The following is a 16466-nucleotide window of genomic DNA, read 5'->3' as shown; positions in this document are numbered from 1 at the left end:
TAAATAAATTTTATTTCCCAAAAGGGATTCAAATTAAACAAAGTACGGTTTTACGGCTACAGTGTACAAAACAAACAACCAATTTTGATATCGGTCTCATGTCTAATTCAAAAATGATTGGTAAAGCGATCGCAGGTGGCATTTGCTTCGGCATCCTAGCCAGCTTAAACGCCACGCCAGGCCCCGCATCCGCAGCAGCACCAACAATTGCTGAAGCAGCAGCTCCGGCAGCTAGCAACCTCGACAAGCAACTCCTAGGTCAATGGCAAGGCACAGTCCCATCCGGTCAGTCTTTCACCTTCGTCTTTGCCCCAGAAGGCAAATTGTTCCTCATGGCTAAAGGCCCCGACGGAGCTGCCCGCGCCAAAGAAATGAGGTACAAAGTTAATCTCGGTGAAAAACCGATGCACTTGGATGTCGGCCTCAGCAGCACAGAAACCGTTGAAACTGTTTTTGAGTTAACTCCTGAAGGTCAAATGCGCCTTCAGTTGCAAGGCACGAATCCCGGACAGGCGCGGCCTAATTCGTTAAACGAACAGGCAACGGTGTTTAAAAAGGTCTCCGAGGCCACTGCACTGCCCGCCGACACTCAACTCATCGGTTATTGAAGGCATTCGGCAACAGGCTTGTGAAGGAAAAAGGCAGAAGGCAGAAGGCAGAATTCAAGAATTTTCTTTGTTTGGAGTTCAAACAAAAAAGTTCCTCTTCCTTCTTCCTGACCTCCGTTACATCCCGTACACTGCTTCGTTGCCGAACTTCCTTCTTCGTTCGATCGACCCTGCTACAATCCATTTAATCTCCCTTTAATTTTTGCAGTAGACCTCATGAGTGAAACCGTCCTAGAAGTTCGCAACCTGCGGGTTGAATTTCAATCTGCGGACGCAGGCAATGCGTCCGCAACAGTCAAAGCTGTTGACGGCATTTCCTTTGAGGTGAAGCGAGGGCGAACTCTGGGAATTGTGGGAGAATCGGGGTCAGGAAAATCGGTAACATCCCTGGCTGTAATGGGTTTGCTGTCGAGTTCGTCAACAAAAATTCAGGGCGAAATTTGGTTTTCTCCGACAACAGACGGCGCTAGCAATGGGCCGGTTAATCTGCTGGAAATGCCCGAGCGGGAAAAACAAACCTACCGGGGCAGCCAGATTGCAACGATTTTTCAAGAACCGATGAGTTCGCTGAATCCTGTTTATACGATCGGATTTCAACTCACAGAAGCCATTTGTCTGCACCAAAAGGTGTCTCAGACAGCAGCGCGGCGCAAAGCTGCTTCGCTGCTGCAAGAGGTGAAGCTGCTACCGGGCGACGAAGAACTCCGGCAAACCTGTTTGGCCCGGCGGCAAGAAGCTGTTCGGGAGGACGATCGCGATTTGATGCAGCTCATCAACGGCCAAAAACAAGCTATGCTCGATCGCTATCCCCACGAACTCTCCGGCGGTCAAATCCAGCGCGTGATGATTGCAATGGCCATTTCCTGCAATCCAATTTTATTAATTGCTGACGAACCAACAACCGCCTTAGACGTAACCGTGCAGGCAACAATCTTAGCTTTGCTGCGGGAGTTGCGGGACTCTAGAGGCATGGCAATGATTTTTATTACCCACGATTTGGGTGTCATTGCGGAAATTGGCGATACCGTGGCGGTGATGTACCGAGGCAAAATTGTTGAGTGTGGTGCGATCGAACAAATTTTCAGCAATCCCCAACATCCTTACACAAAAGGTCTGCTAGCTTGCCGCCCAACTCTCGATCGGCAAATGCGCCGCTTGCCGACGGTTTCCGATTTTATGGATGTCACCACAAATGCCAGCGGCGAATTGGTAATTGTCGAGAAAAATATCGATTTAGACGGCGACAGCAGCGGCGGACTTTCCGCTTTTGTCGCCGGAAAACCGCCCCGGCTGCCGAATATTTCCCAGCCTTTGCTAGCTGTTAATAACTTGCGAGTAGGTTTTCCCATGCAGGGAATGTTTGGCGAAACTAAAGGTTTGTTTATGGCGGTAAACGATATTTCTTTTGAGGTTTACCCTGGCGAAACTTTGGGTTTGGTGGGCGAATCCGGCTGCGGTAAATCAACTTTAGCGAGAGCTTTGTTGCAATTAATTCCGATCGCCAGCGGTCAAGTATTTTTTGAAGGTCAAGAAATTACTCCTCCTGCGAAAAGTAGTTCGGGATTGCAGTGGATGGCTAATTATCGAATCAAAAAAGAGTACGATCGCAAATTGCGGTGGCTACGACGCGACTTGCAAATTATCTTTCAAGACCCTTTTAGTTCTCTCGATCCGCGCCTGAGTGTTGGGGATGCGGTGATGGAACCGATGGTAATTCACAGCTTTGGTAAGAACCAGAAAGAACAACGCGATCGCGCGGCTTATTTGTTGGATAGAGTGGGTTTGAATCCCGATATTATGCGGCGCTACCCTCACGAGTTTTCTGGCGGACAGCGGCAGCGCATTTGTATTGCTAGAGCTTTGGCTTTGAATCCTAAGTTTATTATTTGCGATGAGTCGGTTTCCGCATTAGATGTGTCGGTGCAGGCGCAAGTTTTAAATTTGCTCAAGGAGTTGCAAACAGAGTTTGGACTGACTTATATTTTTATTTCTCACGATTTGAGCGTGGTTAAGTTTATGAGCGATCGCGCGATCGTCATGAACAAAGGTAAAATCGAGGAAATTGGCACAGCCGAGCGCATTTACCGCCAACCGCAACAAGCTTACACCAAGCAACTTATAGCTGCTATTCCCGCCGGGAATTTGGAACGAATTCGGCAACAGCAATTAGGGCGCGAAGCAGCAGACAAGAGTGCCAAATCTGCGATCGCGAGGTTTACCGCCGATTAAGGCAGATTAACACAGATTAACGCAGATTATTTCAATATCTGCCTGCGATTGGCAATTTTATCGGGAATTTCTCACCCGCGTACCTCGATAAGATTTGGTTCGTAGTGCGGACTCGCATTCCGCTTTCGTAGTGCGGACTCGCATTCCGCGCTACGAACCCTTTTTGTTTTGGTAATCGACCGGACATGATATCATTTAATAATGCGCTTCTAATTTACTGTAGATAATTAATTTTTGTGTCGGGACTAGCTATATTAGGCCAAATGTCCAATGACTGACAGCAATGTTTAGTGCATTATGAGAAATAAACCCTCTAAGCCTGTTGAAAAAAAGATATAAAATAGGTGCCTTAGCTATCAAAAATCACTAGCTAATTGCGTAAATATACTTAATTTGCTTGTTGGAATGCAGAGATTTAGGTAAAACTTACAATGCTAAAATTCGCAACTTTAAAATATTTTACACTATTTGAACATTTTTATTGTAAGTTCTCAATAGCAAATATTCCTCTTAATTTTGGAGTGAACAAATGACAGATTCAGTTCATATCAAAAAAACAAATAATAAATTGTTCCACTTTCTGCAAATGCAGTTGAGAGAAATCACGATCGCAGAAGTCAACAGAAAACAAAAGACCAAATCCAGAATGCTGTATAAACAAAACATCAGCTTAGGGGCGATCGCCCGCAGCAGCGCATTCTCAGTTTTGATAGTTGTACTGCTTGTACTAAATGGGTTGCTGGTAGCTGGCGGTGCCTGTGGTTTGTACGATCGCCCGATCGCCCTGGCATTTTTGGCAATAGCAAATATTGTCCTGCTGGCGGCAGCGGCGGCGGGATGGAAAGCCTCTGCTGCTAAGAAAAACGATCGCCGATCGGGCAAATCCGACGGTGGCGATCGCTTTTTTAGTCTCTCGCCAGATATGCTGTGCGTCATTGGTTTTGACGGTTATTTCAAACGCATCAACCCAGCAGCCGAAAAAATCCTCGGCTATTCCCCAGCCGAAATGGTTGGCCAACTCTTCATTGAATTCGTGCATCCAGACGATCGCGAAACTACTTTAAAACAAGCTGAAAGCATTGCTACGGGAAACAATACCGTTGGGTTTGAAAACCGCTGGCGGTGTCAAAATGGGTCTTACAAGTGGATAGCCTGGAATGCTAGCCCTTTCTGCGAGGAAGAATTGATGTATGCGATCGGTCGCGACGTTACCGATCGCCAACAAGTCCAAGAGTCGCTCCAGCAGAGCAATTCTATTTTGCGTTCCGTGATAGAAAGTACGCCGGATCTCATTTTTGTCAAGGATATTCAAGGCCGGTACGCGATCGCAAATTCTGCGGGAACTCAATTTTTAGGAAAACCGATCGAGGCAATTATAGGCAAAGACGATGCAGCATTATTTCCCGCTGAAATAGCCACTAAAATTATCGAAGAAGACCGCAGAGTGACTGCTACCGGACAATGTTTGACTTATGAAGAAGATATACCACAAAACGGGGCTGTGCGAACGTTTCTAACAGCGAAATACCCTTGGCGCGACTCTCAGGAAAATATTATCGGCCTAGTTGCCATATCTCGCGACATCAGCGATCGCAAAGAAATAGAAGCAGTGCTACTAGAGAAAAACATCCTATTTGAAAGCGTCATCGAAAGTACAGGCGACAGCATTTTTGTCAAAGATATTCAGGGCCGCCACCTATTGGTAAATTCTCAGGCAGCAGCCATTATTGGCTTGCCAAAATCGGAAATTATTGGCAAAAAAGATGCAGAATTATTTCCGCCGGAGATTACAGATATGCTGGTGGAAAATGACCGCCGGGTGCGGCAATCGGGGATTGACGAAACGATCGAGGAAGCAGGAAAAGATAGCGATGGTAACATCCTGACATTTCTTTCTACCAAAAGTCCTTTGCGCGATCGAGCCGCAAACATCATCGGTGTAGTCGGAGTTACTCGCAATATTAGCGATCGCAAACAAGCAGAAACAGCCCTGGAAGAAAGCGAGGAACGCTACCGCTGCTTAATTACAGCCACATCCCAAATTGCTTGGGATACCAAAGCAGCAGGCGAATTTGTCACCGAACAACCAGGATGGAGTGCATTCACAGGAGCGACTTACGACGAAATCAAAGGATGGAGGTGGCTCAATCATGTCCATCCAGACGACAGAGAACATACTGCAACGATTTGGTCTGATGCACTTGCCAACTGCACCTTATACCAAGTAGAACACCGCTTGCTGCGGCACGACGGCGAGTACAGGTACATGAGGGTGCGCGCTGTGCCCCTATTGAACGCAGACGGCAGCGTTCGCCAGTGGGTGGGAATACACTCGGATATTACAGAGAGCAAAATCATAGAACAAGAAATGCTGCAGCAAAAAGAATTTTTGGGCAGCATTTACGACGGCGTAGAATACAGTATTTTCGTAATAGATATCGGCGCAGATGGAGAGTTTCGCTACGCCGGTTGGAATCCAGCAGCCGACTTACTCGGCGGCATCAGCAGCGAATTCGGGCGCGGCAAAACTCCCCAAGAGCTTTTCGATCCAATTACCGCAAAAATGTTCCGGCAGAATTTGATCGAATGTCTGGAAAAAGGCAGCTCAATTTCCAGCGAATATCCCGTTAGTTTTGACCGTCAAGAAGTCTGGTTTATCACAACTCTGACTCCCCTGCGGGACGGATTGGGCAAAATTTATCGCGTTGTCGGCAGTTGCAGCGACATTACAGAACGCAAAAAAGCCGAAATCCAATTGCGCGAACAAGAAGAATTTTTAAACAGCATCTATAACGGCTCTAATCAACCTATTTTCGTAATAGATGTCGGCGCAGAAGGAGAGTTTCGCTACGCTGGCTGGAATGCTGCTGCAGAAGCGTCTACAGGTATTTTGAGTGCCGATTTCAAAGGCAAAACCCCAGAAGAAATTTTTCCCCCGCCAATAGCAGCAATTTTTCGACAAAGTTACGTAGATTGTTTGACAGCCGGCAGCTCGATTGCTTACGAAACCAGCGCCGAGTTGGAAGGCGCAGAACGCTGGTATATCGTCACTCTGACACCGCTGCGGGATGCCTATGGCAGCATCTACCGCATAATTGGTAATTCGATCGACATTACGGAGCGCAAACAAGCAGAAGCAGCCCTGCAAGAGAGCCAGCATTTTGTCGAGCGCATTGCTAATGCAACTCCAAATATTCTCTATGTTTACGATGATATCGAGCAGCGAAATGTCTACAGCAACCGCGAACTCGCTGGCACTCTAGGCTATAGCCTCGAAGAAGTTGCCACAATGGGCAGCAATCTGTGGCAGACCATTGTCCACCCTGAAGATTTAGCTCAATTTCCTGAATATTTGCACCAATTAGAACATACTCCCGACGGCGAGGTTGTTGAGTACGAATATCGGGTGCGCGACAAACAAAATAATTGGCACTGGTTCGTCAGCCGCGAAATTATATTTAGTAGAACCGAGTCGGGAAAAATCAAGCAGCGTCTCGGTGCTGCTACAGATGTGACAGAGCGCAAAAAAGCAGAACAAAGTTTAGCAGAACAATTGAAAATTTCTTTATTCACAGCAGATATTGGAATTTCTCTCACTCAAAACCAGAGTTTACCTGCAACTTTGCAAAAATGCACCGATGCAGTTGTGCGCCATTTGGATGCTGCGTTGGCTCGGATTTGGACGCTGAACGAACAGGAAAATGTCTTAGAAATGCAAGCAAGCGGGGGGATGTATACTCACATTGACGGCGCTCACAGCCGCATTGCTGTCGGCCAGTTCAAGATTGGTTTAATCGCCCGAGAGCGAAAACCTCACATCACTAATTCTGTGGAAACAGATCCCAGAGTCAGTGACAAAGAATGGGCGAAACGAGAAGGAATGATAGCTTTTGCTGGATATCCGCTAATTGTTGACAATCAGTTGCTGGGAGTAATCGTGATGTTTGCTCGCCATGAGTTGCAGGAATCAATACTAATTGCTTTAGCATCAAGTGTTGATGCGATCGCCTTGGGAATCAAGCGCAAACAAACAGAAATGGCTCTCGCCGCCCAAAAGCAAACTATGAGGACAATTATTGACAACGCTCCGATCTGGGTGTGGATGGCAAATCCTAGCGGGCGGATGTTATTAGTCAACAAAACTTTCTGCGAAGATGTGGCTGTATCCGAAGATCAATTTTTAGCAGCCTCTCACTATTCCGAAGTTTTGGGATTAGAAGCATCTGCTAACTGCATGGCATCTGACGCGCAAGCGTGGAGCCAAGATACTCCCTGTTATTCTGAAGAATTGCTCCTGTTGGCTGACGGCGAGTATCACCAGTTCGAGACAATTAAAACTCAAATCAAAGATGATTGTGGCAGGGCGATCGGCTTGATAGGTTTGGGTTTGGACGTTACAAAACAAAAAGAATCTCAAAGACGGTTGCAAGAGTCGGAAGCGAGATTTCGCAAATTAGCGGAGCAGGAAATATTGCTGAACCAACTAGCTAGCAACATCCGCCAATCTTTGAATTTAGATACTATTTTGGCAACAACTGTGCAGCAAATTCGCGACTTGCTGATGCTCGATCGCTGCGTGTTTATTTGGTATTTGCCAGATGGCGCTCCGCCTGTTTGGGACGTGCAATACGAAGCAAAAAATGCCGATTTATCTTCGCTCTTAGGTGCATTTCCTATTAGTGCAACTGGTTCTCAAGCCGAGCGAATTGCCAATTTAGAAATAATTCGGATCGATGATTTTGAGACTGTTCCCGATCTAGTAGAGCGGGATTTTTTCAGGTGTATAGGATTACAGTCTCTGCTGGAGATTCCCCTTCAGACATCTTCAGGTAAAATAGGGGCAATTTGCTGTAGCGCTTGTAGCGCTGTGCGGTGTTGGAGCGATGAGGAAGTGGAACTATTAGTGGCGGTGGGCAATCAATTGGCGATCGCCATTAATCAAGCGGAACTTTACACACAAAGCGTCGATTCAGCCCGGATAGCGCAAGAACAAACTACCCAACTAGAAGCAACTCTGTGCGAACTCCAGCAAGCTCAAACCCAACTCGTGCAAGCAGAAAAAATGTCGAGTCTCGGTCAGATGGTAGCAGGAATTGCCCACGAAATCAATAACCCGGTCAGCTTTATTTTCGGCAATCTTACCTACACCGAAGAATACACCGGAAGCCTGATGAAACTGTTGCAAATGTATCGAGATGAATACCCGCAACCTGGTCAAGTTATTCAGCAGGAAATAGAGGCTTTAGATCTGGATTTCTTGCTAGACGACTTGCCAAAAATGCTATCTTCGATGCAGGTAGGAGCAACTCGTATTCGGGATATCGTGCTGAGTTTGCGAAATTTCTCTCGTCTCGATGAATCTGACATGAAAAATGTTAACATTCACGAAGGCATCGACAGTACATTAATGATTTTAGAACACCGTCTGAAAGCTCAGCCCGATCGCCCAGCCATTCAACTCGTTAAAGAATACGGAGAATTGCCGCTGGTGGAGTGCTACGCCGGACTGTTGAATCAGGTATTTATGAATATTATCGCTAACGCGATCGATGCTTTACAACATCCGCCCAAAAATCCGGGAAGTATCCGCATTCGTACAGAGGTAGAAGGTAATTGCGTTGCGATTAGAATTGCTGACAACGGTTCAGGTATCGCCGATCAAATCAAGCAGCGGATATTCGACCCTTTCTATACTACAAAACCGATCGGTTCGGGAACGGGAATGGGTTTAGCAATTTCCCATTCAATTATTGTCGAAAAACACAAAGGTAAAATCAACTGTTTTTCGGCGATCGGGAAAGGTACTGAATTTGCGATCGAGATTCCGATTAAAAGGACAGAGAATTAAATTGGTTTGTCGGCAAAATTACTAAGGTGCGTCAGTTGGAAAACCCGATTTTTTGGTACTAACCTTAAAACTGACGCACCCTACAGGCTCCCAACAGATAAAAGTTATTTTACCATAAATTTGTCTGGTGCGTATTACCCACTCTCCAACTAAAATTGATATGATATTAAAAATCACAAATCAAAAATCAAAAATCAGATATGGCATTACCTCCCGGCAGTTTAGGTTTACCCCTAATTGGCGATACCCTCAACTTTTTGCAAGATTCCCAATTTGCCAAAAAACGCCACCAGCAGTACGGGCCCATTTTCAAAACTAGCATTTTCGGAGAGCCTACCGTGTTTGTGCGTGGCCAAGAGGCGAATTTGTTTGTTTTAAGCAATGACAACCAATATTTTGTTGTGAGTTTTCCTCCGAGCACGAAAGCGCTTTTAGGGCCGCTTTCCTTGTCGCTGCAAACGGGTGCTAACCACCAAAATCGGCGCAAGTTGCTGTACCAAGCGTTTCAGCCACGAGCTTTAGCCGGCTACATCGGCGCGATGGAAGATATCACTCAGCGCTATTTGGAAAAATGGGTCAAAATGGAAACCATGACTTGGTATCCTGAACTGAAAAATTATACTTTTGATGTGGCGGGTAAGTTGTTAGTAGGGATAGAAAAGGGTTCGGAAACGGCGCTAGGACATTATTTTGAAACTTGGTCTAAGGGTTTATTTTCGATTCCTTTAGATCTGCCTTGGACTCTGTTTGGCAAAGCGAAAAATAGCAGAAAGTTACTGTTAGCAGAACTGGAAAAGATTATTCGCGATCGCCAACAAGGAACCCCTAGCGGCAATGATGCTTTGAGTTTGCTGATTTCGGCTCGCGATGACGAGGGAAATAGTTTGAGTTTGGATGAGTTAAAAGATCAAGTGCTGTTGCTGTTGTTTGCGGGACACGAAACTTTAACTTCGGCGATCGCCTCTTTTTGTCTTCTCGTGGCTCAAAACCCCGATGTAATGGCAAAAGTGCGGGCCGAACAGCAGCAGTTCCCCGCAACTGAACCCCTAACATTGGAACAGCTCAAACAAATGACTTATTTAGAACAGGTTATGCGAGAAGTGCTGCGTTTAGTTCCACCGGCTGGAGGTGTTTTTCGGACAGTAATTAATGCTTGTGAGTTCGGCGGCTATGAAATTCCCAAGGGTTGGAGCGTGGTTTCTGGGATTACTCAAACCCATCAGGATAGTCAACTTTATCCTGAACCCGAGCGATTCGACCCCGATCGATTTAGCTCGGAGCGATCGGCTAAACCTTTCAGTTACGTGCCCTTTGGCGGCGGTTTGCGAGAATGTTTGGGCAAAGAATTTGCCCGATTAGAGATGAAGTTGTTTGCAGCAAAGATGGTTCGGGAGTACGAGTGGGATCTGTTACCGGATCAAGATTTGAATTTGATCACAATACCGATGCCTCATCCTCGCGACGGTTTGCGAGTGAAGTTTCGGCGGAACTATTCTTAAGAACAGGCAAGATGCCTGTTCCACAATCGGGTAAATTTTCTTGTGGGGCGTTGCTCCTAGCCCGCCCTGAAAGCCTTATTGGTAATGGTGCAAGATCTCAGTCTCAATCAACATCCAATTGCATCGGCCCCAAATACTTAGTTAAATAAGGCGAAAACACCTCATAAATCAGAGTCAATGGCTTTCCGTGATGCCAAAACAAATAATGTCGCCCCCAAAAAGGCCCCGATTGTTCAAAAGCAGACTCCAAAACCGCCGAATCGCCGAAATAAATGCCTTGTACGTCGCGATACAACTCTGTCCGCAGCCGCCCTAAACTAGCCCATATTGGCAAAGATTTATTTTCTAAATATTCATCTACGTGACTCGCTTCCCACCAAGAAGTCGCGTAGGCGAGGCGCTGTCGCGAAGCTGTCCGCAGCCACACTTGGCGGCGCAGGCGGGGCCCCGGAACCGCGACAATTTGCTGGGGCGCGCCGTCTGCATCGTCACCCACCAAGGACATATCGATTACGTCTACTTCTGTCCGTTCCCCTGTCAGCAGTTGCAGGTGACGGGTGGGGGAACCGTCGCCCAGGAGCAGTATTTGCCATGCCGGCGCTAGCTGAGTGTGGGGTAAACCCTTCTGTACAGCGTCTTCTGCTCCTTCCCAAAGGGGGTTAAGAGCGTGCCAGGTTTGGCTGTTTTTGGGTGTAAATGTTGCAGTCAAGGGTCTTTACAAAACTTAATTTTTTGTTTATTATAACGCTTCTGCAATTATCTCAAGTCAAATAGTTATAATAAACTTCGCGATCGCACTCCGACTCTCATAACCGGGTTTTGGACGAAAAAAACCCTTTTTAGCTACCAGTGCATATAGCGTTTCTCAGAAAGATGAGGTATGCTGAGTTATGCTACAACCCTTACAATAGCAAGCTTTTTATGTCAAAATTCGTACCTCACGAATGTGAGAAAGGCTATAATTCTTAAATACTTTTATTAGACTGATTTTAGTCTATTTTTCTACTGACAACAGACAACAGTTAACAGACAACAGTTAACAGACAACAGTTAACAGACAACAGTTAACAGTTAACAGTTAACAGACAACAGACAACTACCATATGTTACGAATAACCGAAATCAAACTTCCCTTAGATCATCCTGAAAGTGCGATCGCCAGCGCCATAGTCAAAAAGCTGCAAATTCTCCCCGAAGAATTGCTCAGCTATAGCATTTTTAAGCGCAGCTACGATGCTCGCAAAAAAGCAGAAATCCTCCTTGTCTATATTGTGGATGTAGAGGCAACACAGGAAAAACAACTTCTCCAACGCTTCAAAAAAGATCCTCATGTGATGGTAACACCAGACACGAGTTATCGCTATGTAGCGCAAGCCCCCAGCAATTTGACGATTCCCCGCCCCATTGTGATCGGTACGGGGCCCTGCGGTATCTTTGCAGGGCTGATGCTGGCACAAATGGGATTTCGCCCCATCCTTTTAGAACGCGGCAAAGCAGTGCGCGATCGCACAGTTGACACCTTTGGATTTTGGAAGAAAAAAATCGAATTTAACCCAGAATCTAACGCTCAGTTTGGCGAAGGTGGTGCGGGTACTTTTTCCGATGGAAAACTCTACAGCCAAGTTAAAGATACCCAGCATTACGGGCGCAAGGTGCTAACGGAACTCGTGAATGCGGGAGCTTCACCGGAAATTTTATATATTAATAAGCCGCATATTGGTACATTTAAGCTGGTGGGACTTGTCCAAAGTATGCGGGCAAAAATTGAATCGTTAGGCGGAGAATTTCGTTTTCAAACTCGTGTCGAAGATATCCACATCGAAAATGGCAAAGTGCAGGGAATTACCACAGCCAGCGGAGAATATATTGCGAGTAATCATATTGTTTTAGCGGTGGGACACAGCGCCCGCGATACTTTTGAAATGTTATTTTCGCGCGGTGTTTACATCGAGGCTAAACCTTTTTCTATTGGTTTTCGGGTGGAACATCCGCAGCAGTTGATCGATCGCTGTCGTTTTGGCGATCGCGCGGCCCACAAACTTTTAGGTGCCGCCGATTACAAACTGGTGCACCATTGCCAAAATGGCCGTTCTGTTTACAGTTTCTGTATGTGTCCCGGTGGTTTGGTAGTGGCGGCTGCATCGGAACCGGGGCGACTTGTCACTAACGGGATGAGTCAATATTCTCGCAATGAACGCAATGCTAACAGTGGGATTGTCGTGGGTATCACGCCGGAAGATTATCCCGGTCATCCCTTGGCGGGAATTGAGCTTCAACGTCGCCTAGAAGAACGGGCATTTGAGTTAGGAGGAGGTACTTACAACGCCCCTGGGCAGCTTGTGGGAGATTTTTTAGCGAATCGCCCTTCGATCGCCCTAGGAAGCGTGCAGCCTTCTTATACGCCGGGAGTTGTGATGACTGATTTGAGCGAAAGTTTGCCGGATTATGCGATCGCAGCCATCCGCGAAGCACTTCCGGCTTTTGACAAACAGATTAAAGGATTTGCGATGGATGATGCAGTTTTGACTGGGGTGGAAACGCGCACTTCTTCACCAATTCGGATTAAGCGCAAGGAGGATTATCAGAGTTTGAATACAGAAGGTCTTTATCCGGCTGGGGAGGGTGCGGGATATGCGGGTGGTATTCTGTCGGCGGGGATTGATGGGATTAAGGTGGCGGAGGCCGTTGCTTTGAGTATTTTGCAATCTTCAAATCACCAAATTTGACAGAATGTAGAGGAAAGTTTAACTGAGAACAATAAATCAATAAAACAGGTTCGTAGTGAGGACTTTAGTCCGCATAAAATCCGAGGACTAAAGTCCTCACTACTAATACCAATTTCCTCAAGTAGCGCTAGATATTACCCCCCCGCCCCCCGCGAGTTCGGGGGGGCTTCAGACTTCATCAGCACATCTTTAGAAAAATGGTATAACCTTAATAAAATTGGTTCGTAGTGAGGACTTCAGTCCGCATAACAACCGAGGACTAAAGTCCGAACGATCAAACCTTTTCAAACAGTAGCTAAGCGCGATCGAATTTCCGTATCCGTGTATTCCGGCGTCCAGCCGACTGTGGTGGTAAAATATCGCACAGCTTTAACTTTTCGGGCCGCAGTCAAATAAAACCAGTGTTCCGTATTCGCCGGTACGTTGATAAATTCTTCTGGCTGTACAGTGAGCTCGACTTGGCTGCCATCGGGCCGCACGAAGCCGAAAATGCCCTCGCCTGCTACGATATAACGCACTTCATCGTCAGCGTGAATGTGGCACTTGTCGAATTTGGACAGCAGAGTGTCGATATTGGGAATGTCTGGATGCAGTACGATTAAGTCGCGTTCTTGATAGCCTGCGGTTTCCTGGAGTTGTTGGAAGTAGCCGTCGAGGGCTTGCAGGATTTGCTCTTTTTCGGTGTCGCTAAGCGCATCTTTCGCTAACAAATTGTGAATTTCTGGACTCTCACCCACTGGCCAGCGGTTGAGTTGAATGTTTAAGGGAGCGAGTTCGCGGGTAATGTCGCTGAGTTGAGTGTAGGTTGTACCGTTTTCGTGTCGCAGGATAGCCATTTTTGCACGTTCCAATTTTCTGATAAACAGACACGGCGAAATACCTTTGTCGATCGCGCCTGCGGCTGAAAAACCATTTTAACTCTGATTTGCACAGACACCAACGGCCTGTTCCACAAGAGTTCAATTTTGTCGCGATAAGATTGATAAGTTAGGTGTCTGTCTCCACCGCCGGTGGTCAGGCATACTGATTTTATTCATGTAACTTTTACAACAACCATGCCTACTTATACTGGAATTTCTAGCGAAGCATTTCAGCATCCGCTCGATCGCCAAGCCGAGACAGCATTACGCAGCGTACCTGGATTTGACTTAATTGCCAGCAAATTTGTAGAATTTGTCTACGAACGACCGCAATTCGTTTACCTAATGGGAAATAGCATCCAAGTCGGCCCGCGCCAATATGCCAGCATTTATCACATTTTTCGGGAGTGCGTGCAGGACTTAGATATTTTTCCAGAACCCGGTTTGTTTGTTTCTCAAAATCCCGCCGTTAACAGCTATGCTCTCGGAAAAAATCAGCCCTACATAGTGTTAAACACAGGTCTTTTAGACTTGTTGGACGAGGCAGAAATCAAGGTAGTGCTGGCTCACGAGTTGGGACACATTAAATGCGGGCATCCAACTTTAAATCAAATGGCGATGTGGGCGATGAGCATTGCATCGACAATTGGTGAGATGACTTTTGGGCTGGGAAATATTGTCGGTAGCGGTTTAATTTTTGCTTTTTATGAGTGGCGGCGCAAGGCGGAATTGTCGGCGGATCGGGCGGCTTTGTTGGTGACGGATGATTTGAACGGGGTGATGAAGACGATGATGAAACTTGCGGGAGTTAGCAGTAAATATGCTGACCAATGCAGTTTGCAAGAGTTTATCCGCCAGTCTGACAATTATCAAGAACTCGATCGCGACAATCTCAATCAAGTGTATAAATTTTTACTTTACAACGGCGGCCAAGGTGTGATGCTGAGTCACCCTTTCCCGGTGGAACGTTTGCGGTATTTGCGAGATTGGGCGAGTTCGGAAGAATATCGCCAAATTAAGCTGGGAAACTACAAGCGGGCTGTGGCTGAGGGTGCGGTTGATGTGAAGTCCCAAACATCTAACAGTGAGACGGAGGCTTTGCGCCGTCAGATTGAAGAATTGCAGCGGGAGATCGATCGACAAAAATCTAACCAAAAATAACTTTAGTGTGTGCCGCAAGCACCTAGCGGCTATAATTAGCGCCTTCAACCACTGTTTGCGTAAGTCTGGGAAAATTTACCGGATTTGGGTGAGGGAGGAAAGTATAAGGAAGACAGGCTAGTGAGAGACTTACTCGCAACTGGCCTCCAATCTAAAAACTGTCCTCTCCTTTCTGAAATCTGTTTCTGAGGAGGTGTAGTTTAAATTAAGATCAGCTTATAACTCAACCGGGCTAAGAAAAAATGATTATTGATAAAGCCATGAATACTAACAAACCAACTTCTAATTTTTTCGGTAATGTGGGCAAAGTTGCGATCGCCCTAACTGTTCTGGCTGCTGGCATGGTATTTACAAATCCTCCGAGAGACAAATACCTAACTTATGCTTCCGGCGTGCTCGAAACCGAGTTTAAAAACACTGTGCGCAATGATTCTCGCGTACCCAAAGCTTTGAGTGGCGTTGCAGAGACTTTGCTGACTTCGCAGCGCGGATCGATCGAACACTTGCTCGACAATACAACGGAACGTCAGAACTTAGGCATTGTCAGCATTTACACAACTCAACTGGGCAAAAAAAGCTATCAAACAGTTGGAGCTTTTGGGAATTTTGTTACCCTGCCACCTAGTTCTGAAAATGCTCAAAAGTAGAGTCAAATTAAGTTCAATTGTAGAAACCGGGTTTTGGATAAAGCCCGGTTTTTACTTACGTAATTTTATGTAAGTCAATCTCAATAAATTCGGATACAGGCAGCACATATTTTTAATCAAGCCCGCTCTGAGACGCAAAATATTAAGTTTTATTAAAGATGAAAAGTTCTTGTGCCACTTAATATTAACATTGGTACTATAAAAGTTTATGTTTGACAAATAAGCAGATGGCAATGCAATTAAGTAAGGGTGAGAGATTTAATATCTCTAAAGAAGCGCCGGATTTAAAAAAAATGGCGATCGCCCTCGGTTGGCAGTTGACAGAGGCAGGAAAAAGCTACGAGATTGATGTCTCTGCGTTTATGCTAGGTGCTGACGGCAAAGTACCTAACGATAAATATTTGATATTTTACAATAATCTGCAATCCAGTGACGGTTCGGTACTGCAATCGATTCCTGAAAACAACAACCCAGGTAAAGAAAATAAGACTATTTACGGCGTTATCTTAGAAAAAGTTAATCCTGAAATTGTGGAAATAACTTTTGTTGTCACTATTCACGAAGCACAGAAAGTTAATGCAAATTTTAGCAATATCATAAATTCTTTTGTCAAGATTGTCAATTTGGATACGGGAATCGAACTTGTTCGGTATGAATTAAAAGAGAATTTTACGCGAGAAACTGCTATAGAATTTGGTCGTTTGTATAGAAAGAATGGAGAGTGGAGATTTCAGGCGGTAGGAGAAGGATATCAAGCTGGATTGCAGAGTTTTGTTGACAAGTATTGTAGCTGAAATAGCAATAACACTGCTTCAAAGCAGCGATGCCCAAATATCGCCGACAGATTCTGATAGCAGCAGCACAAAAACTCGCCGCAGGAAAAGAAGT

At 45.9% G+C, this 16466-nt stretch carries 10 protein-coding genes; 8 read left to right on the top strand and 2 right to left on the bottom strand.

Annotated elements, in window-relative coordinates; all coding sequences use genetic code 11:
- Window positions 1-98: 98 nt before the first annotated feature.
- From QUB66_RS05065 to QUB66_RS05050, 4 genes are all read left to right on the top strand, one after another.
- Entirely contained in the window at window positions 99-608 is a 510-nt protein-coding gene (locus QUB66_RS05065; RefSeq protein WP_265233315.1) for a hypothetical protein, read from the top strand.
- 216 nt (window positions 609-824) lie between these two features.
- On the top strand, window positions 825-2837 hold the full coding sequence (locus QUB66_RS05060) for an ABC transporter ATP-binding protein (RefSeq protein WP_332966638.1): 2013 nt from the start codon (window positions 825-827) through the stop codon (window positions 2835-2837).
- A 529-nt stretch (window positions 2838-3366) separates the two neighbouring features.
- Entirely contained in the window at window positions 3367-8685 is a 5319-nt protein-coding gene (locus QUB66_RS05055; RefSeq protein WP_332966639.1) for a PAS domain S-box protein, read from the top strand.
- Window positions 8686-8885: 200 nt separating this feature from the next.
- Window positions 8886-10184 carry a cytochrome P450 gene (locus tag QUB66_RS05050; protein WP_265233312.1) on the top strand — a complete coding sequence of 433 codons (1299 nt, stop codon included), beginning with the start codon at window positions 8886-8888 and terminating at the stop codon, window positions 10182-10184.
- Between the two features lie 103 nt (window positions 10185-10287).
- Here QUB66_RS05050 and QUB66_RS05045 read toward each other — a convergent pair whose 3' ends face one another.
- Window positions 10288-10893, bottom strand: coding sequence for a chorismate lyase (locus QUB66_RS05045; protein WP_332966641.1), 606 nt, complete (start codon window positions 10891-10893; stop codon window positions 10288-10290).
- A gap of 394 nt (window positions 10894-11287) precedes the next feature.
- On the opposite strand from QUB66_RS05045, the gene QUB66_RS05040 reads away from it, so the two are divergent.
- A complete protein-coding gene (locus QUB66_RS05040) occupies window positions 11288-12910 on the top strand; it encodes an NAD(P)/FAD-dependent oxidoreductase (protein WP_332966643.1) in 1623 nt (540 codons plus the stop codon).
- Between the two features lie 284 nt (window positions 12911-13194).
- On the opposite strand, the gene QUB66_RS05035 is transcribed toward QUB66_RS05040, so the two are convergent.
- Complete coding sequence (locus tag QUB66_RS05035; RefSeq protein ID WP_332966644.1) at window positions 13195-13746, bottom strand: 1,2-dihydroxy-3-keto-5-methylthiopentene dioxygenase; 552 nt, start codon at window positions 13744-13746, stop codon at window positions 13195-13197.
- Window positions 13747-13965: 219 nt separating this feature from the next.
- On the opposite strand from QUB66_RS05035, the gene QUB66_RS05030 reads away from it, so the two are divergent.
- The 3 genes from QUB66_RS05030 to QUB66_RS05020 all read left to right on the top strand — a co-directional run bounded on the left by QUB66_RS05030 (window position 13966) and on the right by QUB66_RS05020 (window position 16372).
- Window positions 13966-14931: a M48 family metallopeptidase gene (locus QUB66_RS05030; RefSeq protein WP_265233308.1), complete on the top strand. Its 966-nt coding sequence runs from the start codon at window positions 13966-13968 to the stop codon at window positions 14929-14931.
- Between the two features lie 242 nt (window positions 14932-15173).
- Window positions 15174-15578 carry a DUF4359 domain-containing protein gene (locus QUB66_RS05025; protein ID WP_265233307.1) on the top strand — a complete coding sequence of 135 codons (405 nt, stop codon included), beginning with the start codon at window positions 15174-15176 and terminating at the stop codon, window positions 15576-15578.
- 233 nt (window positions 15579-15811) lie between these two features.
- Complete coding sequence (locus QUB66_RS05020; protein ID WP_265233306.1) at window positions 15812-16372, top strand: TerD family protein; 561 nt, start codon at window positions 15812-15814, stop codon at window positions 16370-16372.
- Window positions 16373-16466: the final 94 nt, after the last annotated feature.

Origin of the sequence: Microcoleus sp. A2-C3, from assembly GCF_036706065.1 — a bacterium.
Lineage (GTDB): Bacteria > Cyanobacteriota > Cyanobacteriia > Cyanobacteriales > Microcoleaceae > Microcoleus.
The sequence above is the reverse complement of the archived record's forward strand: the minus strand, read 5'-3'. Positions and strand labels throughout refer to the sequence as shown.